This window comes from Castellaniella defragrans 65Phen (assembly GCF_000612685.1).
Taxonomy (GTDB): Bacteria; Pseudomonadota; Gammaproteobacteria; order Burkholderiales; family Burkholderiaceae_B; genus Castellaniella; species Castellaniella defragrans.
The window spans coordinates 1,328,272-1,353,683 of sequence record NZ_HG916765.1 but is presented as its reverse complement, the minus strand read 5'-3'; the positions used below and the strand labels follow the sequence as shown (position 1 = coordinate 1,353,683).

Annotated in this window: 26 protein-coding genes; 15 read left to right on the top strand and 11 right to left on the bottom strand. The window is 64.8% G+C overall.

The features are described from left to right. The first annotated feature begins 2 nt into the window (after positions 1-2). The 11 genes from BN940_RS06050 (at position 3) to BN940_RS06000 (ending at position 11,962) form a co-directional block, all read left to right on the top strand. Positions 3-695, top strand: a complete 693-nt coding sequence (locus BN940_RS06050; RefSeq protein WP_033448786.1) for a PFL_4703 family integrating conjugative element protein — start codon at positions 3-5, stop codon at positions 693-695. After that, on the top strand, positions 692-1,609 hold the full coding sequence (locus tag BN940_RS06045; protein ID WP_033448784.1) for a TIGR03749 family integrating conjugative element protein: 918 nt from the start codon (positions 692-694) through the stop codon (positions 1,607-1,609). The genes BN940_RS06050 and BN940_RS06045 overlap by 4 nt, the downstream gene beginning before the upstream one ends. Beyond that, the gene (locus tag BN940_RS06040) at positions 1,599-3,017 is read left to right on the top strand and encodes a TIGR03752 family integrating conjugative element protein (RefSeq protein WP_033448782.1); all 1,419 of its coding nucleotides are present in this window, start codon (positions 1,599-1,601) and stop codon (positions 3,015-3,017) included. The genes BN940_RS06045 and BN940_RS06040 overlap by 11 nt, the downstream gene beginning before the upstream one ends. Continuing rightward, positions 2,998-3,438 (top strand): TIGR03751 family conjugal transfer lipoprotein, encoded by a 441-nt coding sequence (locus BN940_RS06035; protein ID WP_033448780.1) that lies wholly within the window; start codon positions 2,998-3,000, stop codon positions 3,436-3,438. Before BN940_RS06040 ends, BN940_RS06035 begins: the two co-directional genes overlap by 20 nt. Further along, on the top strand, positions 3,438-6,305 hold the full coding sequence (locus BN940_RS06030; protein ID WP_033448777.1) for a conjugative transfer ATPase: 2,868 nt from the start codon (positions 3,438-3,440) through the stop codon (positions 6,303-6,305). The genes BN940_RS06035 and BN940_RS06030 overlap by 1 nt, the downstream gene beginning before the upstream one ends. 13 nt (positions 6,306-6,318) lie before the next feature. Beyond that, the gene (locus BN940_RS06025; RefSeq protein WP_033448774.1) at positions 6,319-7,080 is read left to right on the top strand and encodes a DsbA family protein; all 762 of its coding nucleotides are present in this window, start codon (positions 6,319-6,321) and stop codon (positions 7,078-7,080) included. A 180-nt stretch (positions 7,081-7,260) separates the two neighbouring features. Beyond that, the gene (locus BN940_RS06020) at positions 7,261-7,707 is read left to right on the top strand and encodes a TIGR03757 family integrating conjugative element protein (RefSeq protein WP_033449051.1); all 447 of its coding nucleotides are present in this window, start codon (positions 7,261-7,263) and stop codon (positions 7,705-7,707) included. Then, positions 7,704-8,651 carry a TIGR03756 family integrating conjugative element protein gene (locus BN940_RS06015; protein ID WP_043681206.1) on the top strand — a complete coding sequence of 316 codons (948 nt, stop codon included), beginning with the start codon at positions 7,704-7,706 and terminating at the stop codon, positions 8,649-8,651. Before BN940_RS06020 ends, BN940_RS06015 begins: the two co-directional genes overlap by 4 nt. 9 nt (positions 8,652-8,660) lie before the next feature. Then, complete coding sequence (locus BN940_RS06010) at positions 8,661-10,058, top strand: integrating conjugative element protein (protein WP_033448770.1); 1,398 nt, start codon at positions 8,661-8,663, stop codon at positions 10,056-10,058. After that, positions 10,055-10,426 carry a hypothetical protein gene (locus tag BN940_RS06005; protein WP_033448768.1) on the top strand — a complete coding sequence of 124 codons (372 nt, stop codon included), beginning with the start codon at positions 10,055-10,057 and terminating at the stop codon, positions 10,424-10,426. Before BN940_RS06010 ends, BN940_RS06005 begins: the two co-directional genes overlap by 4 nt. Positions 10,427-10,441: 15 nt before the next feature. Beyond that, entirely contained in the window at positions 10,442-11,962 is a 1,521-nt protein-coding gene (locus BN940_RS06000; protein WP_033448765.1) for a conjugal transfer protein TraG N-terminal domain-containing protein, read from the top strand. 11 nt (positions 11,963-11,973) lie between these two features. Here the strand turns inward: BN940_RS06000 and BN940_RS05995 are convergent, their stop codons facing one another. From BN940_RS05995 to BN940_RS05985, 3 genes are all read right to left on the bottom strand, one after another. Further along, positions 11,974-12,339 carry a DUF3742 family protein gene (locus BN940_RS05995; protein ID WP_033448763.1) on the bottom strand — a complete coding sequence of 122 codons (366 nt, stop codon included), beginning with the start codon at positions 12,337-12,339 and terminating at the stop codon, positions 11,974-11,976. Between the two features lie 84 nt (positions 12,340-12,423). Next, a complete protein-coding gene (locus BN940_RS05990; protein ID WP_033448761.1) occupies positions 12,424-13,056 on the bottom strand; it encodes an RES family NAD+ phosphorylase in 633 nt (210 codons plus the stop codon). 12 nt (positions 13,057-13,068) lie between these two features. Then, positions 13,069-13,695, bottom strand: coding sequence for a hypothetical protein (locus BN940_RS05985; RefSeq protein ID WP_033448759.1), 627 nt, complete (start codon positions 13,693-13,695; stop codon positions 13,069-13,071). A gap of 317 nt (positions 13,696-14,012) precedes the next feature. Here BN940_RS05985 and mobH point away from each other — a divergent pair, with 317 nt between their 5' ends. Further along, positions 14,013-15,863 carry a MobH family relaxase gene (gene mobH, locus BN940_RS05980; RefSeq protein WP_033448757.1) on the top strand — a complete coding sequence of 617 codons (1,851 nt, stop codon included), beginning with the start codon at positions 14,013-14,015 and terminating at the stop codon, positions 15,861-15,863. Positions 15,864-15,920: 57 nt separating this feature from the next. Here the strand turns inward: mobH and BN940_RS05975 are convergent, their stop codons facing one another. From BN940_RS05975 to BN940_RS05955, 7 genes are all read right to left on the bottom strand, one after another. Then, positions 15,921-17,123, bottom strand: a complete 1,203-nt coding sequence (locus BN940_RS05975; RefSeq protein ID WP_033448754.1) for a patatin-like phospholipase family protein — start codon at positions 17,121-17,123, stop codon at positions 15,921-15,923. A 23-nt stretch (positions 17,124-17,146) separates the two neighbouring features. Next, positions 17,147-17,365 carry a lipid A-modifier LpxR family protein gene (locus tag BN940_RS19210; RefSeq protein WP_158386243.1) on the bottom strand — a complete coding sequence of 73 codons (219 nt, stop codon included), beginning with the start codon at positions 17,363-17,365 and terminating at the stop codon, positions 17,147-17,149. A gap of 160 nt (positions 17,366-17,525) precedes the next feature. Continuing rightward, positions 17,526-18,080 carry an acyloxyacyl hydrolase gene (locus BN940_RS18370; RefSeq protein ID WP_158386241.1) on the bottom strand — a complete coding sequence of 185 codons (555 nt, stop codon included), beginning with the start codon at positions 18,078-18,080 and terminating at the stop codon, positions 17,526-17,528. Between the two features lie 135 nt (positions 18,081-18,215). Then, a complete protein-coding gene (locus BN940_RS05970) occupies positions 18,216-18,518 on the bottom strand; it encodes a DUF3861 domain-containing protein (protein WP_033448753.1) in 303 nt (100 codons plus the stop codon). A 31-nt stretch (positions 18,519-18,549) separates the two neighbouring features. Further along, positions 18,550-19,584, bottom strand: coding sequence for an HlyD family secretion protein (locus tag BN940_RS05965; protein ID WP_033448750.1), 1,035 nt, complete (start codon positions 19,582-19,584; stop codon positions 18,550-18,552). A gap of 7 nt (positions 19,585-19,591) precedes the next feature. Beyond that, the gene (locus tag BN940_RS05960) at positions 19,592-21,163 is read right to left on the bottom strand and encodes an MFS transporter (RefSeq protein WP_033448748.1); all 1,572 of its coding nucleotides are present in this window, start codon (positions 21,161-21,163) and stop codon (positions 19,592-19,594) included. After that, on the bottom strand, positions 21,160-22,695 hold the full coding sequence (locus BN940_RS05955) for an efflux transporter outer membrane subunit (RefSeq protein ID WP_033448747.1): 1,536 nt from the start codon (positions 22,693-22,695) through the stop codon (positions 21,160-21,162). Before BN940_RS05955 ends, BN940_RS05960 begins: the two co-directional genes overlap by 4 nt. 209 nt (positions 22,696-22,904) lie before the next feature. On the opposite strand from BN940_RS05955, the gene BN940_RS05950 reads away from it, so the two are divergent. The 3 genes from BN940_RS05950 to BN940_RS05940 are packed head-to-tail and all read left to right on the top strand — an operon-like array spanning position 22,905 to position 25,036. Further along, positions 22,905-23,585 carry a TetR/AcrR family transcriptional regulator gene (locus tag BN940_RS05950; protein ID WP_225546708.1) on the top strand — a complete coding sequence of 227 codons (681 nt, stop codon included), beginning with the start codon at positions 22,905-22,907 and terminating at the stop codon, positions 23,583-23,585. Then, the gene (locus BN940_RS18365; RefSeq protein ID WP_060433537.1) at positions 23,582-24,106 is read left to right on the top strand and encodes a MarR family winged helix-turn-helix transcriptional regulator; all 525 of its coding nucleotides are present in this window, start codon (positions 23,582-23,584) and stop codon (positions 24,104-24,106) included. The genes BN940_RS05950 and BN940_RS18365 overlap by 4 nt, the downstream gene beginning before the upstream one ends. A 21-nt stretch (positions 24,107-24,127) precedes the next feature. Further along, the gene (locus BN940_RS05940; protein WP_033448743.1) at positions 24,128-25,036 is read left to right on the top strand and encodes a LysR family transcriptional regulator; all 909 of its coding nucleotides are present in this window, start codon (positions 24,128-24,130) and stop codon (positions 25,034-25,036) included. A gap of 24 nt (positions 25,037-25,060) precedes the next feature. Here the strand turns inward: BN940_RS05940 and BN940_RS18360 are convergent, their stop codons facing one another. Beyond that, on the bottom strand, positions 25,061-25,360 hold the full coding sequence (locus tag BN940_RS18360) for a helix-turn-helix domain-containing protein (protein WP_060433536.1): 300 nt from the start codon (positions 25,358-25,360) through the stop codon (positions 25,061-25,063). Positions 25,361-25,412 lie beyond the last annotated feature (52 nt).

Sequence of the window (25,412 nt, the reverse complement as noted above, 5' to 3'; positions counted from 1 at the left end):
CGATGAGCCGCTTCAAGAACGAGATCACCCACCTGCAGGCGCACATCAAGACGCTTCGCCTGGGGGCTGGCGCGCTGGTGATCGTCGCCCTGGTTATGGGCGGCGGCTGGTGGAGCGCGCCGCGCGACCTGACCATCCACGTCCCGCCCGACCTGCGCTCCGGCAGTACCCGAAAGTGGTGGGAAGTGCCGCCCGAATCGGTCTATGCGTTCACGTTCTACGTGTTCCAGACCCTGAACCGCTGGCCGACGAACGGCGAAGAGGACTACGCGCGCAACCTCCACACGCTCTCGCCGTACCTCACCCCGTCCTGCCAGGCCTTCCTGCGCGCGGACTACGACTACCGCCGCAGCACGGGCGAGCTGCGCCAGCGCGTGCGCGGCATCTACGAAATCCCCGGCCGCGGGTACGGTGACGACCCCACGGCGCGCGTGCGCGTGGTCTCCGACCGCGACTGGGTGGTGACGCTCGACATCACCGCCGACGAGTACTACGGCGCCGAGCAGGTCAAGCGCGCGCTCGTGCGCTACCCGGTGAAAGTCACGCGGGTGGACGTCGATCCCGCCCGCAACCCGTTCGGCCTGGCGCTGGATTGCTACGACGGTGCGCCCCAGCGCATCAGCGCCCCGGAGCCGACGCGCCCGGCGCCGGGCGGCCTGTCTCCGCAAGCGCCCCAAGGAGGAAACACCCCATGAAGCATCCTGTACTCGTGCTGCTGGGGCTGCTGGCCGTGGCCGCGGCACCCGTCTCCCATGCTGTGGAGATTCTGCGCTGGGAACGCATGCCGCTCGCGGTGCCGCTGAAGGTGGGCCAGGAGCGCATCGTGTTCATCGACCGGAACGTCCGCGTGGGCGTGCCCGCAGGCGTGGGCGAACGCCTGCGCGTGCAGAGCGCGGGTGGCGCGGTGTACCTGCGCGCAAGCGAGCCGATCGAGCCCACCCGGCTGCAACTGCAGGACGCCGACACGGGCGCGCTGATCCTGCTCGACATCGCGGCCGAGCCGCCCAAGGACGGCGAAGCCGAGCTGGAGCCGGTGCGCATCGTCGAGGGCAGCAGCACCCCGGCGCGCTATGGTGATCAGCCAGGCGGTGCCGATGAGGCCCCGGCACGCGCCCAGGATCAGGCAGGTACGCGGGCAGCGCGGCGCGAGACGCCGGTTCCGGTCGTCCTGACGCGCTTTGCTGCGCAGAACCTCTACGCGCCGCTGCGCACCGTGGAGCCGCTGCCGGGCGTCATGCGGGTGAACCTGCGCCGTGGCCTCGACCTCAGCACGCTGATGCCGACGCTGCCCGTGCGCGCGGTCGCTCTCGCGTCGTGGCGTCTGGAAGACCAGTGGGTCACCGCCGTGCGTCTGACCAACAGCAGCCGCGGCTGGGTCACGCTCGACCCGCGCGTGCTGCAAGGCGATTTCCTCACCGCCACCTTCCAGCACGAAGCGCTCGGCCCGCGCGGGACGCCCGAGGACACGACCGTCCTGTACCTGGTGACGCGCGGGCACAGCCTCGCGCAATCGCTGCTGCCGGCGATCCACCGCTTCGACCCGGCTGCGCACCTGCCACAGCCGGAAGCGGAAGCCGACGAAGGCAAGGAGGCCCGCCATGCGCAGTAACGGCTTGCTCAAGTGGCTGATGATCCCGGTCGCCTTGCTGGTGCTGTTCGTTGCCATCCGGCTGTTCTCCGGCGGAAGCACGTCGGCACCGCCCGCCGCGGATGCCGGTTCCAAGCTCACGCCCGAGGAAATGAAGGCGTTGGGCATCGAAGGCGATACCCCGCGCGATACCGTGGCAACGCTCGTCGCCCAAGTGAAGCAGTTGCGCACCGAGCTTCAGACCGCGCTGACCGACAACAAGTCGCAGCGCGAGGAAAACCAGCGGCTGCGCCAGCGCGAGAACTCCATCGATCAGCGCATCAATTCGGCCCTCGAATCCGAGCGCTCGAACCTGCGCCGCGACCAGGAACAGGCGGCCAGTGCGCGCCAGCAGACCGAAGGGCTGCTCGCCGACCTGCAGCGGCGTCTGGACAGCATCGGCGGGCGCGGCGGCGGCCATGCCGATCTGCCCGTGGGCCTGGGGCTGCGCGATGGCGACGAGGCCGGCATGGAAGGCGGCATGCGCTGGGTCGAGCCGGACGACGCGAAGAAGACCGAGGGACGCAACGGCAGTCGTGGCGCGGGCAGCGGCATGAGCTTCCCGACGAGCTTCGGCCCGGCGCAAAGCACGCTGGAAACGACAGCGGAAACCGTGGCGAACGCCGGCGCACGTGCGGCAGGCGTCAAGAGCGCCAAGCCGGTCTATACCGTGCCAACCAACTCGACGCTGATGGGGTCGGTCGCGATGACGGCGCTGATCGGTCGTGTGCCGATCGACGGGACGGTGAACGATCCGTACCCCTTCAAGGTACTGGTCGGGCCGGACAACCTGACCGCCAATGGCATCGACATTCCCGACGTGGCCGGCGCTGTGTTCAGCGGAACCGCGTCGGGCGACTGGACGCTTTCGTGCGTGCGCGGTCAGGTGCGCAGCATCACCTTCGTGTTCCACGACGGCACGATCCGCACCATTCCCGAAGACCGCGACGGCAACCAGCAGAACAACCAGCAGCGCGACGGCCTGGGCTGGATCAGCGACCCGTATGGCATCCCTTGCGTCAGCGGCGAGCGGCGCAGCAACGCCCAGCAGTACCTCGGCTCGCAGGCCCTGATCACCGCGGCCGGTGCCGGGGTGGCCTCGCTGATCGACAGCGACAGCGGCCAGATGTCCTACGTGGGCGCCGACGGTTCCATCGGCAGCGTCGGCATCTCGGGCAACGAGGCCGTGGGCCGCATCCTGGCCGGTGGCGTGCGCGACATGGCGGACTGGGTGAACAAGCTGTACGGGCAGGCGTTCGCGGCCGTCTATGTCCAGCCCGGCGCGAAGGTCGCCGTCCACCTCGAAAAGCCGCTCGCCATCGACTTCGATCCCGAAGGCCGCAAGGTCGATCACCGCGCAGGAGAAAGCCATGCTCTCGAACTTGAATAGGGGCCTGGCGCTGGCCCTCGCCGTCGCGGTGCTCGGCGGCTGCGCCACCAGCAAGGAAAAGCTGCTGCCCCACGGCGACAGCACGATGATGGACATCTGGCAGCAGAACGCCGGCGACGGCGGCGGGAGCGCCGGCCAGGCGGCACGCCGGCAGTTGCTCGATGCCCGCCAGAGCCTGCGCCGGCCGCTGACCGAGGCCGACGTGCAGGCCGCGCCCGCCGAGCAGATGCGCTACACGCGCACCGCGCGCAACGAGGTCTATCGCCAGTTCCACCGGCTGCCGAATCCCGATCTCGTCATGTATGTGTATCCGCACCTGGCGGGCTCGGACCCTGTACCTGTGCCGGGCTACACGACGGTCTTCCCCCTGTACCAGCGCGTGCAGTACGCCATGCCGGGCGAGCGCGTGGAGGACTACTGATGCGCTGGAAACTTCCCTGGCCGAAGCTGACCGCATCCAGCACCAGCGACGACGAGCAGCCGGACGGTTGGCAGCGCCACGTCGATGCCTTGCGCCAGGCCGGCATCCCCGAACCTGGTGCAGCGGTACAGGGCCGCAGGCCGGCGACGGTAGCCGACGAGCAGGCGCTGTACGACGTCGCGCCGTCGTTCGCGGAACTGCTGCCTTGGGTGGAGTTCCTGCCGCAGTCGAAGTCCATGCTGCTGGAGGATGGGCAGTCGGTCGCTGCCTTCTACGAGCTGGTGCCGCTGGGCACCGAGGGCCGGGAACCCGGTTGGCTCGCGCATGCCCGCGATGCCTTGGAGAACGCGCTCCAGGACTCGTTCGATGAGCTGGACGAAAACCCCTGGGTGCTCCAGCTCTACGCCCAGGACGAGCCCAGCTTCGACCAGTACATGCAGACCCTGCGCGACTACGTGCAGCCGCGCGCCCGCGATACCGCATTCACCGAGTTCTACCTGCGCTTCTTCGGCCACCACCTGCGCGCGGTCGCCAAGCCGGGCGGCCTGTTCGAGGACACGGTGGTCACGCGGCTGCGCTGGCGCGGCCAGACGCGGCGGGTGCGCATGGTGATCTATCGCCGTGCCACCGGGCAGGCAAGCCGCCGCGGCCAGACGCCCGAGCAGATGCTGAACATCGTCTGCGACCGCCTGTGCGGCGGCTTGGCGAACGCCGGCATCCAGGCACGGCGCATGGTCGCAGCCGACGTCCACGACTGGCTGCTGCGGTGGTTCAATCCGCGCCCCGCGATGCTTGGGCCGAGTGCAGAGGACCGGGAGCGCTTCTACGCGATGGCGCGCTACCCCGACGAGGCCGAGGACGGCGAAATCGAGCTGGCGAGCGGGCGGGATTTCAGCCAGCGGCTGTTCTTCGGCCAGCCACGCTCCGACGTGGAGCATGGCACCTGGTACTTCGATGGCATGCCGCACCGCGTGCTGATCACCGACCGCCTGCGCATGCCGCCCGGCACCGGACACCTGACCGGCGAGACCCGCAAAGGGGATGCCATCAACACGCTGTTCGACCAGATGCCGGAAGACACCTTGCTTTGTCTCACGATGGTCGCCACGCCGCAGGATGTCCTGGAAGCGGATCTCAACCACCTGGCGAAGAAGGCGGTGGGCGAGACACTGGCGTCGGAGCAGACGTTGAAGGACGTGCAGGAAGCCCGCTCCCTCATCGGCAGCGCGCACAAGCTCTACCGGGGGACGTTGGCGTTCTACCTGCGCGGACGCGACGAAGCGGAACTGGACCGGCGCGGCCTGGACCTGGCGAACGTGATGCTCAATGCCGGCTTGCAGCCGGTGCGCGAGGACGACGAGGTGGCACCGCTCAACAGCTACTTGCGCTGGCTGCCGTGCTGCTACAACCCCGGCCAGGATCGGCGCAGGTGGTACACCCAACTGATGTTCGCGCAGCACATCGCGAACGTGTCGCCGGTGTGGGGCCGCGCCCAAGGCACGGGGCACCCCGGCATCACGATGTTCAACCGTGGTGGCGGCCCGATTACGTTTGACCCCTTGAACAGGTTGGACCGGCAGATGAACGCCCATCTCTTCCTGTTCGGTCCCACCGGCTCGGGCAAGTCAGCGACGCTCAACAACCTCTTGAACCAGGTCACGGCGATATACCGCCCGCGGCTGTTCATCGTGGAGGCCGGCAACAGCTTCGGGCTGTTCAGCGATTTCGCACGCAGGCTCGGGCTAACGGTGAACCGGGTCAAGCTGGCCCCAGGCTCCGGCATCAGCCTCGCGCCGTTCGCGGATGCGCGCCGGCTGATCGAAACGCCGAGCGACGTGCAGACCCTCGATGCTGATGCGCTGGACGAGGACCTGCCCCCGGACGCCTCGGCCATGGAGGCGGACGAGCAGCGCGACGTGCTCGGCGAACTGGAGATCACGGCGCGGCTGATGATCACGGGCGGCGAGGACAAGGAAGAAGCCCGGATGACGCGGGCCGACCGCTCGCTGATCCGCCAGTGCATCCTCGACGCCGCCGAGCACTGCGTGGCCGAGAAGCGCACGGTGCTCACGCGCGACGTGCGCAACGCGCTGCGCACCCGCGGCCAGGACCCGACGCTGCCCGAAATGCGGCGCGTGCGGCTGCTGGAGATGGCGGACGCGATGGATATGTTCTGCCAAGGCACGGACGGCGAGATGTTCGACCGCGACGGCACGCCGTGGCCCGAAGCCGACATCACCCTGGTCGATCTGGCGACCTATGCACGGGAGGGCTACAACGCCCAGCTCTCCATCGCCTACATCAGCCTGATCAGCACGGTGAACAACATCGCCGAGCGCGACCAGTACCTGGGCCGCCCGATCATCAACGTCACCGACGAAGGCCACATCATCACGAAGAACCCGCTGCTCGCGCCCTACGTCGTGAAAATTACAAAGATGTGGAGGAAATTGGGGGCCTGGTTCTGGCTCGCGACGCAGAACATCGACGACTTGCCGCGCGCCGCGGAGCCCATGCTCAACATGATCGAGTGGTGGATCTGTCTCAGCATGCCACCCGATGAAGTCGAGAAGATCGCGCGGTTCCGCGAACTCTCGCCCGCGCAGAAGGCGCTGATGCTTTCGGCGCGCAAAGAGGCGGGGAAATTCACCGAAGGCGTCATCCTCTCCAAGAGCATGGAAGTGCTGTTCCGCGCCGTGCCGCCGAGCCTGTACCTCGCCCTCGCGCAGACAGAACCCGAGGAGAAGGCCGAACGCTACCAGCTCATGCAACAGTACGGCTGCACCGAACTGGAAGCGGCTTTCAAGGTGGCCGAGAAGATCGACCAGGCCCGCGGCATCGAGTCGCCGGCCCTGGAACTGTCGTAAACCGGAGAACGCCATGGAACAGAAACGTCCTTCCATTCCGATGCAGGTCCAGGCGTTCCGCCGTCGCCGCTGGCGGCCTCGCTGGCCCTGGGTATTGGCTGCTGCGCTGGTCGCGCTGCTGCTGATCTGGCTGGTGTCCCGGACGCCCGGAGAATCCTCAGCGCCGTCGCCCGCGCCGGCCAGCACGGCGCAGGTCGCTGGGCCACCCTGGCAGATGGGCAACCCGGAAGGCCGCTTCACGCTGACGCTCTATGCCGACCTGGAATGCCCGTTCTGCCGGGAGTACTTCCCGCAGCTCAAGCGGTGGGTCGGCAACAACACCGACGTCGCACTGATATGGCATCACCAGCCGCTGGCCGCGCATGAACCTGCCGCGTCGGCCGAGGCACGTCTGGCCGAGTGCGCCGCCGAAGCGGGCGGGCATGCAGCGTTCTGGCAGGCGGTCGAATGGGTCTATGCCCACACGCGCAGCGACGGCCAGGGCTTGCCCGATGGCTTGCGTTACCCCGAAACAAACTCAGCCATCGAACAGTGCATGGCGAGCGAGCGCCCCGACGCGGCCATCCGCGCCCAGGCCGCGGAAGCCACAAATAGCGGCGTAACCGCCACGCCGTCTCTGCGCCTGCTCGATCGCCAGACGGGCCAGGCCATCCTGCTGCAGGGGCCGATCGAGGGCGATGCCTTGCTGTCGGCCATGGACATGCTGGCGGCTGACGACACCAGCGCCGCGTCCACTACCGAGAAGCCCGCCGACGACGTGCATGTACCCCGGTAGTCCATGGCCCTAGAGGCCGTACCGCTACCACTCCATCAATCACTGCGGAGGCTTCGGCCTCCGCTTTTTCGTCGGCGCGAAACAAGCAGGTATGCGGGCAGTCCGTGATGCGCATTGTTTGTTGGGGCTGCCTCGGGTTCGCGTTTGACTATAGCCCTGATCAACTTCAGGACACGCGACATGCCAGCATCTCTTCCCCGGTTCGCGCCAGGCTGGCGAACCCTCGGCCTGGCTGTTGCACTGCCGGCTGCCCTGGCCGCTTTCAGCCCGGCCACCTTCGCCGCCGACGTGGTGGTCGTCACCGACAGCCGCCACCCGGTCAAGACCATGGGTGGCGAGCGGCTGATCGAGCTGGACGAATCCCACCGCATTGAAGCGGAGCTTTCTGCGGAACTGCCCACCGACCCCGAACAGGCGACGGCCATCGTCAAGCGCCGGCTGAATGGCGGTGGTGCCGATCTACAGCGACGCATCGCTTCCGCATACCAAGGCGTCACCGACGCATGGAGCCTCGGCGTCACCAGCCTCCCGGCCGTGGTGGTGGACAGGCGCTATGTGGTCTATGGCGAGCCGGACGTGGCTCGCGCTGTAGCGCGCATCGAGCAGCACCGGAGGAACCAGCCGTGACCCGACCATTCGACCTGATGCGCCGCCTGCGCGCTGGCGTGGCTTCGTTGCTGCTGCTCAGCACCACGGGCAGCTACGCCCTCAATACAGCAACCATCGTCGGCTCGGTGGCATCGCCCGATTGCCTCGAATACCGCGTCGTCGGCATCTGCTACTGGCTCTATTGCACATGGACGGGCTGCACCGTGCGCACATCCACCAAAGTGCGCCACTACGTTCCCGACGCGGTGGTTTCCAGCTACAGCAACACCGGCGAGACCCCCTGGGTCGAGGTGCAGTCGATGAGCCCGCCCAACGCATCCGCTGAAGCCGGCGGCGATGGGACCACCAACGAGGACCACGAGAACAATCTCGCCAAGTTCAAGAACGCCGACGTGATCGGCCACCCCGGTACTCTGGTCTTCAGCGAGTTCGCCTCATCGTCCGGCTACATCTGCGAAGGCGCGGGCACGGCATTCATGCCATATCTGCTCAGCACCTTGGATACGCTGGCCTGGCGCTACAACGTGCCCGAGATGGCCTACCCGGAAGCGCTGATTCCGGGCCGGCGCGAGGTTGGCGCACGCACCACGATGAACCTTTGGGGCAACGTGTACCCCCGCGGCGGCTTCCTGCACCAGACCGACGACTTTAAGGCCGGCGCAGTGGTGGCCCAGCGTGCGGGCGATGTGGTCACTCGCCGGGGGCAGATCCACGTCTATCAGCCGTTGCTTGCCAACTCCCGCGACGGCTACTGGCCGGCCGGCGCGCTGATGGAGGGCGATGCCTCCACCGGCAAGTGGCAAGAACTCACACCCGTCCTGTCCTCGTCCTGCACGGTCTTCCCGCGCAGCGGCTTTCTGACCCAGGCGCAGCAAGGCGACTACGCATGGGCGCTGTGGCGGCCGTATGCCTGCTGCGAACGCCGGGGCCAGGTGTTCCTGGGCAGCGTCGATTTCCTCTGAGGTGGTGCCATGAAGTTCCGTCCTGCACTCAATCCGTTCTCCCGCCGGGCACGTCGCACGGAGATCGTCCTGGCGCTGGCCGGCGCACTCGCGCTGGGCAGCGGCGTGGCCTGGGGTCAACTGGGCTACCAGACCAGCGGCAGTGTCATCGGCGATGACGTCATGTACTCGATCGGTGGCGGCAACGCCGTGTCGATGGGCCGTGCGGCCGGCATGCGCTCTCTCGGTGTCGGCGTGGGTTGGAACAGCAACTTGATCTGCGGCGACATGAGCATCCAGACCACGTTGAAGAACCAACTTAACGGCATCACCAACGGCTTCCAGCAAATCATGTCGTCGGTGATCCAGAGTGCCACCAGTGCGGTGGCATCGTTGCCCGCGCTGATCATCCAGCGGGCCGATCCCGGTCTGTACAACCTGCTCACCAATGGCGTGCTGCAGGCGCGGCTGGATTTCGACCGCAGCAAGCTGACGTGCCGTGCCATGGCCGAGAAGATGGCCGAAACGGCGGGCGGCCAGCTCGGCTGGAGCCAGATGGCCGAAGGGCTGGCGCTGCGCGATGCCGTGTCGAGCACGGATGCGGTCTCGGCCATCGAGCAAGCCGAGACGCGACGCGGCAATGACGGCGTGCCGTGGGTCGGGGGCAGCAACGCGGGCGGCTCCGGCCAGCCCGCGATCAAGGTCGTCGGCGATGTCACCCGCGCCGGCTACAACCTGGTCAACGGCCGCGGCGTGACCGACACCTCGTCCATCGCGCCGGCCAGTTGCGGCAGCCTCTCGTGCCAGACCTGGGCCTCGCCGCAGGCCGCCGTCGAGTGGGCTACGCGCGTGCTCGGCGAGAAGGAGCAGCGCACGTGCGATGCCTGCACCAAGACCGAGACGACGCCAGGCGTCGGGCTCACGCCGCTGATCCAGGAAGAGTACGACGCCAAGCTGCAGGCGCTCCAGGACCTGGTGACCAAGGCCAAGAACACGACGCCCGAGAACCTGCGCGAGGCCGGCAGTGCGTCGCTGCCCATCACGCGCGGCGTGATCGAGGCGCTGCGCGACGAGCCCGACCAGCACCTGCTGTCGCAGCGCCTGGCGTCCGAGGTCGCGCTGGCGTCCGTGCTGGAGAAAGCGCTGCTGCTGCAGCGCACGCTGCTCACGGGCAAGAAGGAGCCCAACGTCGCGGCCAACGAGCTTGCCGTTGAGGCGGTGAACCACGAGAGCGACACGCTCGACCGTGAGATTCGCAACCTCAAGACCGAACTGGAGCTGCGGCGCGAGCTGGCGAACAACTCGCCCATGGCGATCATCCAGCGCCACGGCGCGCGCGCGGCCGGCTCGCGCGGCATCTACGAGGGCGATCCTGTGCCGGACCGTCTCGACCAGCTCCAGAAGGGCAATCCGGGGAGTCGGCCATGAGCCCGGCGCGCATGGCCTGGCGGCCGCTGCGCTGGTTGTTCAGCCGGCGCGCGGCGAAGACGCTGCTGTGGCTGGTGCTGATCGTTGCCGCCGCCGTGGGGGCGAACGTCGCGGGCATCTACCTGGTCGGCAGCGTTGCAGGCTGGGAACGGTGGCTGGCGGCCTCCGCAGGGTATTTCTTCATCTGGCGGCTGTGCGTGTACGCGGCAACGGCCTATGGATGGTTCTGGATGCGCCGCCGGGTGCTGGCCCGCGAAGACCAAAGCGGGACAGATGGGCAGGCGCGGCGCCGGCTGATCCGCACCGAGGTCGCCGGCGTTGTCGCCATCGTCGCGCTGGAAGCCAGCCTGTTGATGCAGGCCGCTTGAGGGGAGATCGGGGCCATGACGCTTTTTACGACGGACTACCTGGAGTACTACCTCACCCTCGTGTCCTGGATCGTCAACAACGGCATCTGGGCCGTGCTGGTGTCCAGCGGGGTGTTCGCGCTGCCTTTCGTCGCCATCGTCGTGCAGGAGTGGCTGAAGGCCCGTGCGGAAGGCGCCGACGAAGGCAACAAGGGGGTGCTCTCGGCTGCGCGCATCGAGAACCGGGTCTTCGTCGCCATCGTGGTGGTGATGTTCGCCGGCATTCCGTTCATCGACGTGGACCTCAGCACCATCCAGTACGACAGTTCGCGCTCGGCACAATGCCAAGTCAGCGTGCCGCAGCCCACGGAAACCGGGTGGTCGCAGTCCTTCAGCACCGTCAACAACCAGTCGGCGAAGGTGCCGGTCTGGTGGGCCTTCATGCACGCGCTCTCGCGCGCCGTCACGAGCGCCTCGGTAGCGGCGATCCCGTGCGGTACGGATCTGCGGCAGATGAGGATGGAGATCGACGCGACGCGCATTGACGACCCGGTACTGGCCCAGGAGGTCGCGGACTTCTCGCGGGATTGCTATGGGCCTGCGCGGGCCAAATTGTTCATGCAGCGCCCGGATCTCGATGAGCAGCAGATGCACGATGTAACCTGGATCGGTTCGCGCTTTTTCACGGACACGGGTGGCTACTACGACAGCTACCGCTCCAGCACGGCGCGCGAGGCATGGCCCTACGACGACACCCGCGATGCTGGCCTCGCGCAGGTTGCCAATGGTGGCGGCTACCCGACTTGCAGGCAGTGGTGGTCAGACGGCAGCAACGGCCTGCGGGCACGCCTGCTGGGTCAGGTGGACCCGAGCCTGCTGAATCGCCTAGCGGGCTGGGCCGGGTTCCTCAGCCGGGCCGAGGTGGACGATTCGGTGATCCGCGCCATCGCGTCACCCCGGCAGCAGAAGCTGAACCAGGGCAGCGTCTATACGGACTACGGCGGCCAGATCGACAAGACCCTGCCGAACATCGTGACGCGCGCCACGGGCGACGTCGGGATGGCAGTCGGCGCGATTGCCGCGTTTCCTGCCATGGATGTCGTGCGCCAATCCCTGCCCATGATCCTCGCCTTACTGAAGATGGCGCTGGTCATCTGCATCCCGCTCGTGCTGGTTGTGGGCACCTACGACCTGAAGACGGTCGTCACCGTCAGCGTCGTGCAGTTCGCGCTGTTCTTCACGGACTTCTGGTTCCAGCTCGCACGCTGGATCGACTCGACGATTCTGGACGCGCTTTATGGCTGGGGCTTCGGCTGGAACCGGCCGCACAGCAACTTCGACCCGCTGGTGGGGCTGAACAACGCCTTCGGCGACATGCTGCTGATGTTCGTCACCGGCACGATGTTCCTGGTTCTGCCGGGATTCTGGCTGGCGAGCCTTACCTGGGTTGGGATTCGGGCCGGGCACGTCATCCAGGGGCTTTCCGATGGCAGTAAGAGCGCCGGCCAAGCTGGCGGCAAGGGTGCCGGGGCGCTCACCGGAGGAAAGCTGAAATAGCACGAGGCCGGTCAGTCGTCGGTGTACAACTCGTGCGACGTGTCGTTGTACAGGTTGGGATCGTAGCCCGGCGTCTTGCGCAGCTCGGTGAGGTCGGTGAAAGGCCACTCGTCTTCATCCGAAGTATTGGCAGCAGCGGCCCATCCCGCCGCCGCAACGCCCAGCAGCACGAGTGCGAACCAAAACGCAACGTAGAGCAGCACCCCCAGTACAGCCAGCTTGACTACCCACACGAGCGCGGTAGCGCCAGCTCGCGGCATGCCCTTGGACACCAACCAGTTCGACGCCCGCCGTTCGCCGCGCGCATAGGCACGCCATCCGCGGCCGAAGGCGCGGCCGAGGCGTTCTGCGGTGCTGGTGCGGGTCGTCGTGCTCATGGTCGTCTCCTGCTGCTGAGGAATGCCTATTCCAGTTTGCTCCAATTCATTCGGTTTGAGGCTTCAATGCGCTTTCTTGCCGCTTCAGGACGCTTCGTCCTCCGGCTCTACCGGGCCCGGATCGGGTTCCACGCCGATGCGGTAAGTGGCAACGAACCGCGGCCAGTCCACATGGTCAACCAGGTCGATGTCCTCGACAACGCTGATCTTGGCTCCCGCACGCTCGAACAGGGCGATGCTCTTGGCGGGATAGTTGTTGCGCGACGGGTAGAGCACCCCGTCGAACAGCGGCTCACTGTCGTCTCCGAGCATCGCATGCACCTGTGCGGACACCTGCTGCGTGTGCGTGTAGTCGCGGCTGGCCAACTGCTCCAGGTTCAGGCCGAAGTGGCCCGCCATGACGCCCGGCGCCGTGAGGTCGGCCAGCAGCACGTCGTCCAGCACGCCTACTGCGCGCACCATCCGGGCCTGGACTTCCTTCAGGGCAATGGAGCGCTTCGTGTCTTCAAGCCACTGGTGCTTGTGAAAGACCGACTCCATCAGCGCCGTGGGCAGGTCGCGCCCCAGGTAGAGCACGCCGTAGGTTCCCGCCGGGTCATCGTATCGATTCGTGCTGCTGCGGCCATAGTACAGCGGGCTGCCCCGATAGACGACGCGGCTCACATGCTGGAGCAGTTCACCGGCATCGATCAGGAACGAAGGCAGCTCGTGGCTCATGGCGGTCTCGATTCAATGCACCTGGACGCCCAGCACGTTGAACACGGCCTCGGCCACGTCATCGATCGTGCCATGCGTCACCGCATCCACCGGCGAGCGACCGCCCAGGCCTTCGAGCGGTTCGGACAGCGCGCGGTAGATCGTCCAGTGGTCGATGCCCTCGACCTCCTGAAGCACGGTTTGGGTCAACTGCTGCTTCACCGGGTCGAGCTGCCAGTCGGGCAGCTTCTGGCCGCGCGGCCCCACGTTCAGCGCCAGCAGACGACGGGCGAGGATGTCCTTGTAGATTTGCTGGCGCGACTTGTCCGCCAGCTTGGCGAACTCGGCGGGCGGCAGGTTGTGCGGCTGGTTGAAGGCTTCCAGCAGCACGGCGCGGCCTCGCTGGACGTCGGTTTCAGTCGGTGCCCAACGCGTGTCGGCGCGCAACGTGGCCGCCTTGCGCTGCAAGGCCTGCGCTACCGTTTCACCTTCCAGGTTGGCGGGCAGCGTCACCGCCTCCACGCGCTCGTGGATGAACGCCTGCAACTCGGCCGCGAAAGCCGGGGCATCCCGGATTTCGACGGTATCGGCGAAGCGGCGCACATCCTCCACCGTGACGCGCGGCAGCCGGTCGGCAATGAATTCGATCGCAGTGGGCATGGTCAGCTCCCAGGTAGGTTTGAGACAGGGTTCACTATAGTCGCCTTTGTCGCTTTTGTCAACTTAGTCGCCTGAGTGGGAGCCTACCTGTGTGGTGTAGCGTCCCGGCAGCATAGGCCGGGGGCCAGCACCAGGTCGCCGTCCAATCCATTCGTGCGGGTTCCACATTGACGCTGGAGCCGCAGCCCAGGCCCCGCTATACCGAAACGGTTAAAGGCCAAAGGGTCGAAACGGCAAGGGAATGGGGTGCAAGGGGAAAGGCCCTACCTCGAAAAGGCCAAAAGGCCTCCCGCCCGGCCCACCATCAGGACATCGACATGCTCTCCCTGTTCCAGCGAAAACGGCCCCCGGTCGCTGCCGCGCCGTCGCCAGCCCCCGCCGTCGATCTCCCGAAAGGGCTGATGCGGCCGGAGTCGGCCGCATCGCTGCTGGCCACCCCGCGCCGGCAGAAGCTGATGGAGCACATCTGGCAGCGCACCTCGCTTTCGCGCCAGCAGTTCGCCACCCTGTACCGCACGCCACTGGAGCGCTACGCCGAGCTGGTCCAGGCTTTCCCGGCCTCCGAAGCGCACCACCACGCATACCTCGGCGGCATGCTCGACCATGGCCTGGAAATCGTCGCCTACAGCCTGAAGCTGCGGCAGTCCCATCTGCTGCCCATCGGGGCCAGCCCCGAAGACCAGGCGGCGCAGGCCGAAGCCTGGACTGCGGCCGTCGCCTATGCCGCCTTGCTCCATGACATCGGCAAGGTGGCGGTCGATCTGCATGTCGAACTGGCCGACGGCAGCGCCTGGCACCCGTGGCACGGCCCCCTGTGTCAGCCGTACCGCTTCCGCTACCGCGAGGATCGCGAGTACCGGCTCCATAGCGCCGCGACAGGCTTGCTCTACCGGCAACTGCTCGACCGCGATCTGCTGGACTGGCTCAGCGGCTATCCGTCCCTGTGGGCGCCGCTGCTCTACGTCTTGGCCGGACAGTACAAGCACGCCGGGGTGCTGGGCGAACTGGTCGTGCAAGCTGACCGCGCCTCCGTCGCTCAGGAATTGGGCGGCGATCCCGCGCGCGCCATGGCTGCACCCAAGCACTCGCTCCAACGCAAGCTGGTCAACGGGCTGCGCTACCTGCTCAAAGAAGAGCTGAAACTGAACCAGCCCGAAGCCTCCGATGGCTGGCTCACGGACGATGCGCTATGGCTGGTGAGCAAGACCGTTTCCGACAAGCTCCGCGCGCACCTGCTGTCCCAGGGCGTCGATGGCATCCCTGCGAACAACACCGCAGTGTTCAACGCGCTCCAAGACCACGGCATGTTGCAGCCGACGCCCGATGGCAAGGCGATCTGGCGCGCCACCGTAACCAGTGCCACCGGCTGGTCCCACTCGTTCACCCTGTTGCGACTTGCGCCGGCGCTCATTTGGGAGCCTGGCGAGCGGCCAACGTCGTTCGCCGGAACGGTGGCGATCGACACGACGCCGGCAGACAAAGATGCCGATGCCTCGGTGCCAACGCCAGCGATCGCGGCGATGCCCCCCTCCGAAGATCAGCAGCCCCCTCCCTGGGAGGACGCCGGCGGCGCTACCCCGGCTCACCCACCCGACGCCCGAGCCGCGCCCGATGTCATGGAAGACATGCTGGCGATGGTGGGAATGGATGATGATTTGCCTGTCGGTCGACTGGATGCAGAAGCCGTCTCGGGCGAGGTGCCTGCCACAGATCCTGAAACACCTGCGCCGCCCCTGGCCAAGCCTTTGCCTCCGTCACCAGCGCCTGCGCCGACGGCTGCGCAGCCGTCTGGCGAGCACTTCATGGCGTGGCTGCAAAATGGCATAACCTCGCGGCGTCTGATCATCAACGACGCAAAGGCCCTTGTACATACCGTCAGCGACACCGCTTACCTGGTCAGCCCAGGCGTGTTCCAGCGGTATGCGCAGGAGCACCCGCAGGTAGGTACGCTGGCCAGGCAGGAGAGCCAGCAGGATTGGCAGTGGGTTCAGAAGCGCTTCGAGAAGCTGGGTTTGCACCGAAAGCACTCCAATGGGCTGAACATTTGGACCTGCGAAGTCACCGGCCCGAGGAAAACGCGGCGCTTGCATGGCTATTTGCTCGAAGAGCCGTCTCGGCTGCTACATGACGTCCCTCCTAACAATCCCTACTTGTCCCTCCACCATTGAAAATGGTCTGCCAGCGCTGTTCCTGAAGGCATCTCGCCCAGGAGTGAAGCGCACGCCTCAAAGCCACCCGAAGAAATCACAGACTGCCTGCCGTTGTGCCAACGTGTCGCGCTCACCCAGCGCCATTACCTCCTGAGTGAAAGGAGCCTCGAACAACAGGTAGCTCGCCAGAGCGGAACCGCTCAGGTCACTGCTCGCGCTGGACGAACCCACGCCGCGCAACAGCGCGCGCACTGTTCGCGGCAGGTGCTTTTGGTGCCGAGCCGCGATGTCGTCAATGCGCTCGCTTGGCGCTATCACCAGCGCCTTCACCGACCGCAGTGAGGTGGCCAGGCGCTGCCCCAGCGTCATCATTTCCAGGGTACGGTTGACGCGCTCCATACGCTCGATGTCCACCGCGAGCGAATCGAGAAAGACATTCGACAGCACGTGCCCACCAACTTGAGCCAGTGTCGGATAACCGCCATCACGCACGATTCGCCCACGCGGTTCATGCAGCCGACCGACACCAACGATGAGCATACGCTGCGCACCGAGATGGATGGCCGGCGAGATCGGTGAGGTTTGCCGCATCGAGCCGTCGCCGTACCAGCCGGCGTGCTCCGCATGCTCGATACGCTGTGCTGGAAATACGAAGGGGATAGCCGCCGAAGCGAGCAGGTGTTCCAGCCCCAGTCGCATGGGTACGGCCAGCCGCTGCGATCGCTCGTAGCCCGTCATGTCGCCGGTGGCCTCAAAGAAAGTGAGGTGTTCGCCGCTGGTGTAGCTGGACGCGCCTAGCGCAAGCGCGTGCAGATGACGCTCGGCCAGCATGCGCGGTAGCAGTTCCAGCGGCGCCCAATGTCGCAGCAGCTCGGCCAAAGGTTCATTGTCCAGCAGCGAACGTGGCCCTTCTTTACGCCAGCGCGCCAACATCCAGCCTACCGAAATCGCGCTCAGCCACTGTGCGCCGCTGCGGGCAATACCAAGCGCATCGGTGCGATACACCTGATCAGCGCGAAAGTTTCGCCAAACTGCGGCGATTGTCTCCACGCCCGCATCAAAGGAGTCTGCTCGGCAGGCCAAAGCGGCGGCATTGATTGCACCTGCCGAAGTGCCGCAGAGAATACCAAATGGGTTGGGCGCCCCGTCGCCCAGACGTTCGCGGCGCAACTTCACCAGGCCCTGCAACACGCCAACTTGGTAGGCAGCGCGCGCGCCGCCTCCGGACAGGACCAGCGCCGTCTTTTCAACGCTAGTGACTGGCTTAATGTGTGCCATCGCAGGCCCCCGTGGACGCTGACTCACTCATAGACGAGCATGATGCTGGCGTAGTTGACCGACGGCGGGTTCGGCATGTCAGGCGTGGAAAACTCGGCACCGCGCCATGCCATCAGATATGTGACCGTCCATCGGCCCATCCCGTAACTGAAGCCTGGGCGCAACTCGCCAACCAGATGCTTGGAACCGACGTGGGAAGCGCCTCGGCGTAGCCGCCCGTCGATCACTTCGTTCGAGGCCAATATCTGACATCGACGCCTATAAAGCCGAAGTAGCGCGCCGCATTGGAGGCGCGCTGACAGGGAACACAGAACCGCCGCCGGAATAACGACGATGGCCCAAGCAACTCGGCGTTGGAGCAAATTCAGGGACATCAGCCTGAACGGATGGGAACCATCGCGTTCACCATGGAAGAGAGAGACGCAAGAACATGAAGTTCTCACCTGGGTTTGGCTTCTTGATGCCGGCATTCGAGAAATGCTGTACACGCAAGGAAACCTCATAGGCCTTTGCCGGCCCAAAGCGGTAGCCCACTGCCAGCACTTCCGTGAATTGGAAGGCCGTGCTGAATCGACGCTGCCCTGAGTTGTAGAGGCCGTCCGAGACGCTCCCTCCCAGGCCTGCCTCCAAGAACCAAGGAGATTGCGGCCCTGCAGGCTGGTAGCGCCAAGCCATCAGGGCTCCGAGCTGGGAATAGCCCCCTGTTGTGCCATCAGCATGGTGCGACCTCCAATGGCCACCCCATAGATCCCAATGCAGGGTCAGCGGACCCGCATCACGACTGATGCCCTTGAAGAGGCCAGAAGGCACCATCACGCCCACGTTCATTGCGTGCGTTGCGTCGCCTTGCAAAGATGTGGCTCCGGCCTGGACATACAGCTTCGCGTCGGCAAAGCGGCCCTGGGCCGCAGAAACAGCCGGCAGAGCACCTATAGCCAAGGCCAAGAGAATGCGCATACCGCGTCCGGCGGCTATGCCGGGATCCACCTCACCGTTGCATGCCCTCAATGTGGCCGACTTTCCTGCCGTGTATGGACAAGGCGTCATCTGGACAAGCGTCCTTTCTTCTCCTTGGTTGCGTGGGCCGCCGAATCATTGGTCGGTCTTGGAACCAGCCTTCAGGTCCTTCACGAACTGATAAAGATGCGGCAGGAATGAAGACAGAAGCGGGTTTTCCTTGTTTGCCAGGATTGCCCCGGCCAACAGCTTCAACCCGACCGCAAATGCCGCCGCGTCATCCTGGCTACTGAAGTCACCTCGGCTGCGAAGCCACGTCACGACGGAAATGATGTCGTCATGATTTCCGGCCTCAAATTGCAGAGGCTTGCGATCGCTGGGGATGCCATGCGAATCAGTCAACTGCTCCACAGTTACGCGATAACGGTATTGCCTCATTTATATGGCTCCTCATGCTGGACGAATGGCGCTATTCACCGATGCGGATCTTCGGCGTCACGGACATACCGACGCGCAAATTCGCGGCATCAGGCTGGTCGGGGTCGATGCGAATGCGCACGGGCAGGCGCTGGACGATCTTGGTGAAGTTACCCGTGGCGTTGTGCGGCGCGACGGCCGAGTAGCTGACGCCACTGGCCGGCCCCAGGCTCTCCACGGTTCCCTTCAGTACGGCACCGGGCAAGGCGTCCACCTTGATGTCCACAGATTGCCCTGGCTGCACACGCGCTAATTGCGTTTCGCGGAAATTGGCCGTGATGTAGACCGCGTCGAGCGGAATCACCGCCACCAACGGCTTGCCGGCATTCACGAATGCGCCGACGCGCACCGATTTCTGGCCAATCACGCCGTCGATGGGCGCCGTGATTTGGGTATAGGAGAGCTTCAACTCCGCTGCGGCCTGCGCCGCCTGCGCCTGGGAAAGTGCAGCCTTGGCCTTTTCAAGATCGGCTTTCAGGATGTCCGTCTGCTGCCGCGCCGCTTGCAGGCCCGCGCGATTCTTGTCCCGGCTGGCCAGCCGAATGGCCAACTGCGCCTCGGCCTGTTGCTGGGCTTGGATCGAGCCTGATCCGTCGGAGGCCAGATTCCGATAACGTCTTTGGTTGGCCTCGGCCAATTTGAGTTCTGCATCGTCCACCGCGACGGCCGCCTGCGCCTGACGTATCGCGGTTTCCTGCTGTGCCACGCGCGCGGCAAGCCCCGCGACGCTGGCCTCGGCAGCGGCGACTTGTGCCTTGGCCGCGTCCACCGCAACGATGAAATCCCTATCGTCGATCGCGGCGAGAAGATCGCCGGCCTTCACTGGCTGGTTTTCCTCGACCAGCACTTTGCCGATCACTCCCGACACCTGGGGGGCGACGAGGGTGAAGTCGGCCTGTACATAGGCGTCGTCCGTGGATTGGGTCGATGCGCTGGATTCGGGGCGATTCAGATAAATGACACAGCCCACTGCCACTGCGAGCAGTAGCAGGGCACTGGTGATCTTGGCTTTCTTCGGCATGGCCATGGTGGAACTATCCTTGGGACGACGATATGGATTGAGGGGCAGCGGGCTGCAAATCGGGGGCGGGAATGTAGGTCAGCCGCAATACGAAGGGGACCATCACCAACGCCAGAACGCCCAGCGCGCGATAGGCATCCGCGACCGATAGCACCAGTGCCTGCTGGCCGATGATTCCCATCAGTTGAGCGGGCTCCGGGACAAGCGGAACGGAGTTGCCTACGGACGCGGCGTGATCCAGCAGCATTTCCGCGTGGAACCGCTGTCTCACGGTCACGAGCTGCCCGACTACCGCGCCCCCGATCAGCGACCCCAGGGCGCGCAGCGTGTTGATGTTCCCCGACACATACGGGCCTTCGCTTGGGTGCACGACACTGGTACACAGGAACAGCAGCGAGACGACAGCCATGGGCTGGCCAAAGGCTTGCAGCGTCTGCGTCAGCACAAACTGGTCGCGGTTCCAGTCAGAAGTCAGTTGCGCGCCAAGGAAGCACGCCAGGGCGATCAGCAGCAAGCCGCCCGCGAACACAAATCGAGCATCGACCCATTTCCGGTACAGAAACAGCGCCACCACGGAACCCAGGACCAGTTGAGGCAGCGCGACGATCAGACCGATCGGTGCCATCTGAAGCGGTCGGTAGCTCTGGAGCGGCCCGAGAAAGGTCATCGGCAACATCACGCCGGAGGTCAGCACGACTAGAAGGCAGATGAACAAGGTGAAGCCCAGCGCCAGGTTGCGGCGGCTGAGCATCTGCAACTTGATGAACGGCGTCGGGTGATACCACTCCGTCAGCAGATAGGCCCCCAGCAGCGTCAGCCCAGCCACCAGCGAGACGACGATGAGGGGTGAATTGAACCAGTCCAGCCGCACGCCCTGATCCAAGGCGACGGTAATCAGGGCGAATGCGGGCACGCCGAAAGCCATACCGGGCCAGTTGGCCTGCGGGAAACGGTCTGTCTGGATGGGGTCTTTGGGCAGACCCCATCCGATCAGCAAGGCGGCAATCGCCGCGAGCGGAAGAATCTGCCAGTACACCCAGCGCCAATCGAACAGGCCATCCGTCCATTGCCCCGCCAGCCAGATCGAAAGGTTGGGCGCGAAGGTGGCCGTCAGTGCATACAGCGCCAATCCGTGCAGCCGGATGTGGGGCGGCAGGAACTTCAATGCCGCCATCATCAGCACGGGGATCATCGTGCCGCTGGCGATGCCTTGCAGGAAGCGCATGACCAGCAGCAGATCGAGGTCATGGATGAAGGGGATGCACACCGCCAACAAAGTGCATGCACCGATCATCCACAGCTCGAATCGGCGCACCGAGAGGGTGATGGCGAACCATGCCGAAAACGGCATGGCGATCACTTCGCCCGCGCTATAGACGGTGGTGAGCCAGGAGGCATCGTCCAAGCCGAAGCCCAGCGCGCCGCGCACGTCCGCCAGGGCCAATGCGCCCACGCGGTTGTTCAGGCCGGCCATCATGGCCGCGATGAGGATGCCGACCAGCCCCGCAATCGCCCGCTTCGGAGGGGCTGCCGCAGCGGCGGGTGCGGGCGGCGCCGCTGTCGGTTGCAACGCTGCGGCACTCATTGCTCAACCTTGGGTTGCGAGGTAGCCGACGACGCGATGGTCGTCAGGGGCGCATCGCCGCCGGCCTGCCGTTCGGATGTGAGTGCGTCGGGGTCCCAGCCGCCGCCCAGCGACTTGTAGAGATTGACCAGGGTGAGCGCAGCGTTGGTGGCGCTGGCATTGAGGCTGGTCTGGCTGGCAAGAACGCCACGCTGCGCGGCCAGAACATTCAGGTAGTCGGCAGCGCCTTCCTGATAGCCGCGCTCGGCAGCATGCAGCGCCTGCTTGTTCTGTTCATACGACACCAGCAGTTCGGTATGGCGGTTCTGCTGAGCTGCCCAGGCATCGAGAGCGTTGTCCACTTCATGCCAGGCTTGCAGCACCGTCTGCCGGTAGGCAATGGCGGCAGCTCTTTGCCGTGCCTCGTTCAGCGCCAGGCGCTGCTTCAGACGCCCGCCCTGAAAGATGGGAAGATAGACCGTCGGGCCGACGGAGAAGAACCGGGAATCCCAACTGTCGAGGTCGTTGAACTCGAAGGCTTCGACGCCGACCCTGCCTTTCAGGCCGATTCGCGGGTAGAAATCGGCTTTGGCAACGCCGATGGCTGCCGTCGCAGCATGGAGTTGAGCTTCGGCGCGCTGTATGTCCGGCCGCCTGTGCGCCAATTCGGAGGGCAGGCCCACCGGCACATTGGAAGGAAGCGACGGCAAGGGCATCGCTTCAAGCAACTGCGTATCGAGGGCGCGCGGCTGCTCCCCCAGCAGCAGTGCCAAGGCGTTCATCAGCGTGTTGCGGCGCTGGACCAGTTCGGGCACCAGCGCCTCGACCGTTGCCAGTTGCGCGCGCGCCGAAGCGGTTTCAAAACGTGTGGCGACACCATTGCGCTCACGGCTCTCGGCAAGGCGGAGGGTGCGATCGGCGACCTCCAAGTTCTGCCGGGTGATATCCAGTTGCGCTTGCGTACCGCGTAACTGGAGATAGGTGCGGGCCACCTCGGCGGACAAGGCCACCCGTGCCGCTTCGCGTTCATATACCGTGGCCTCGAAAGCGGCTGCGGCGCCTTCGCGCGATCGCCGCGCACGGCCCCATAGGTCAAGTTCCCAACTGGCGTCGAATCCCAACTGCCAGAAGTCGCTCGCGCTCGTCGGTGCGCCCAACGCGGCAAACTTGCCGTGCTCACTGATGGCCTCGCGGGAATAGCCCGCCGAAGCGCCCACGCTGGGCAGCAGCAGCGAGGAGGCAATCCCCAACTGCGCCCGGCTTTGCTCGATGCGCTCGGAAGCTATCTGCAGGTTCAGGTTGCCCGCCTGCGCACGGGCTTGCAGATCCGTCAGCACGCCATCGTTGAACAACGTCCACCATGAAGATGGGAAGTTCGCGGCGGATGTTTCCTGAGTCTGCGTGTAGTCCGCCCTGGGCGACAGTTGGACGGCTGCGAGCCTGTCGTCGGGTTTCACGAAGTCAGGACCAACCGCGCAGCCGACCAGTGAGATCGTGAAGAGCGCCGAGCCTGCTTGTCGCAGCAGTTGTGAGAGCAGCGGTTGTGACGTCATGAAGGCTCATCCAATATGCGATTAGTACCGAACCGCTCGGTTTACTATAGAGACAAAAATTAGGCCACCAGCTCATAGGGGATTTCAGCAACTACTTAAGTGCAGCTACCCGTGAGATGGTTGGCTAAGTTGATTCGTACCGAGCGGTTTGGTACTATACCGAAATCAAGCCACCGTGTCAAAACTTCCAAACCAAGCAGACCAAGCAGATGCCACGCACCAACCAAGTCATGACCGCCCCGCCGCCCAGCAACGGCGAGCTGAACGCCAAGGCGCTCACCGTCCTGCGTGCAGCGCGCAACATCTTCCTGACCCATGGGTTCAGCGCGGCAACCACCGACATGATCCAGCGCGAGGCTGGCGTGTCCAAATCCACGGTGTATGCGCACTACGCGAACAAAGAAGCCCTCTTCACTGCGGTGATCGAGGCCGAATGTGCGGCATTCACGAAAACGGTGCATGGCATCGAATTCCACCCGGGAAAGCTGCGAGAGACGTTGACCCTGTTGGCCAAGGCCTACCTGGACATCGTGCTCTCACCTAGTGGACTGGCTGTCTTCCGCGTCGTGATTGGCGAAGCACCGCGTTTTCCCAAGCTCGCACGGACGTTCTACTTGGCCGGCCCGCAGGTCATGACGACGTTGGTTGCCGAGCAACTCTCCAAGGCGGCAGCATCCGGCGAGGTTGATCTTGGCGAGATCGGCCGCGAGACGGCCGCCAATCTGTTCATCAATCTAGTTCGGGGTGAGCCTCAGCTTCAGTGCCTGACTCATCCGGATGCCGCGCCTTCCTCGGCGCAGATCGACCAGTGGGCAAACGCAGCCGTGGTGACATTCATGCGTGCCTACGGCCGCGGTGAGGAAGCGACCAGTAAACGTTCCCGATCATGATGCCGAATGGGTCAACCGAAACGGGAAAAGCAAGCGATGCCCTTCGGGTGATGGAGCTTTCTACAGCCATCACGCGGCTTTCCACAGCCAGAAATCAAGTGCTGAATCGCGTAGCTGCTCCGTTTGGTTTGACCGCTGTGCAGGTCATGGCACTACACCATGTGTCGGCCACTCCGGCATCTACGCCTAGCACTTTGGCTCGTAGTCTGGAAGTCGATTCAGCCTCGGTGACGAGGCTGTTAGACCGCCTTGAGAAGAAGGGCATGATCCAGAGAGCGGCGCAGGAGCGTGTGGATCGCACGCATGACCGAAGAGTTATCGAAATTGTTCTGACTGAGCGTGGAAACAATGCAATACGTGAATTGAAATCGCATTGGCACTCCGCGCTCTCGCAACTGATGGAGGCGTTCAAACAAAGCGAAATACATGGCTTGTTGCGCTTGCCGGAACTGTGCAACCAGGACGCCCTTCATCTCGCCCTCGATTGCAAACCGTTGTCTGTCACAGAACCACGGCCGTGAAACGGAAATCGGGGGCACTTCATGGAGCTACGTCACCTTCGCTGCTTTGTCGCCCTCGCCGAAGAACTGCATTTCACCCGAGCCGCCGAGCGCCTGCATATCGAGCAGCCACCTTTATCCCGGGCCATCAAGGAACTGGAGGATGAGCTGGGCGTCTTGCTCTTCGACCGGGACCGTAGAGGAACCCGGCTGACCGCAGCAGGTACCGCGTTCCTGCAAGACACTCGCCGACTATTCGCCGTCCTGGAACAAGCACGAGAGAATGCCAAGGCCGTCGCAGCGGGTTCGCGAGGCAGCCTGCGCATCGCAGTGTCCGATGGCGCGATCGATCCTTGGCTATCGGATTTTCTCGCCAGTTGCCGCGCTGAAGAGCCAGACATCGAGATCCGCTTGTCCGAGGTGCCGTTGGCCGAGCAGTTGCGCGGCCTGCGTGCCGGCGACTTCACCATCGGGTTCGCGCACACGGCCGAAGTCGGCGACGACATCGTTGCCGAGCCGATCTGGCAAGACCCGCTGGTGATCGCCGTACCAGTCAGGCATGAGCTGCTCGTCCACAAGGCAGTCCCGCTCCATGAACTCGGCGGCCACCCACTCGTACTGTGCGATCCACAGGTATGCGAAGGTTACTGTCGTGAACTGGCTCGGCTTCTACGGCTTCTGGAACGCGAACCGAATGTGGTCGAACACGTCTCCTCGCTGGAGATGATGCTTACCCTGGTCAGCGCGGGTTTTGGTGTCGGTTTCACGACAGCGACCAGGGTTGCCATCAGTTCACGACCAGATGTGCTTACCCGCCCTCTGGCGGTGGATTCCGCAGTAATCACAACCTATCTGCTCCGGCTCGGCGGCGGCGACGCACCGGCTTCGCTGGAGCGATTCATCGTTCGTCTGCGCGATCTCGTCCGCCTACGTGACAGTCTGGGTAGCTGACAGCGCCATCATCGACGGTCACCCTCAAGAATTGGTGTTGCCGCCGGTGCCAAGGTAGCGCTCCGTTGCAGCCATCAATTCAGCAGCGCTTATTCCGAGCGCCATGGCAATTTTCAATATGAGAGGAAGCGTGGGCACGTGCTCCCCGCGCTCAATCTTGCCCATGTGCGAGCGCGAGATGCCTGCTCTAGATGCAAACTCGTCTTGAGCGATGCTTTGAGCGACGCGCGCAGCGCGCACGGCCTGCCCAAAGGCTAACGCTGGCTCGGATTCATATGTCGATGTGCCAGAGGGGCGGCCTGGCTGAATAGTGGGCTTCTGCATTAGCAGAAGCGTCGAACAATCTTCCGAAATTAACCACGTTAAAGTTATAGAC